We start from the raw sequence: 251 nt of genomic DNA on the forward strand, positions 1-251 counted from the left end.
TGCCTTGCGGGCGCACCTTCAATGCCTTGACGGGGACGCCGCTGGCCCGCCTGCGCCATAAATCGCTGTGGCTCGACTACGCCGATTGCCTGCTTGCATCGGATTCCGTGCGCAAGGCGGCGCTACAACTGGGCGTGCACCGCAACACCACGTTTCGCTGGCGCCACCGATTTTTATCGTTGGCAAAAACGGACCGGCCGCATGGCCTGCATGGCATCGCCGAGGCCGACGAGTTATATGTGCTGGAGTCG

1 protein-coding gene is annotated in these 251 nt (G+C 62.9%); it reads left to right on the forward strand.

Features of this window, described 5'->3' with window-relative positions; genetic code table 11:
- A partial coding sequence (locus tag GCN78_RS29160; protein WP_193316912.1) for an IS1 family transposase occupies positions 1–251 on the forward strand: 251 nt, incomplete at both ends.

This window comes from Janthinobacterium rivuli, from assembly GCF_009208735.1.
Classification (GTDB): domain Bacteria; phylum Pseudomonadota; class Gammaproteobacteria; order Burkholderiales; family Burkholderiaceae_D; genus Janthinobacterium.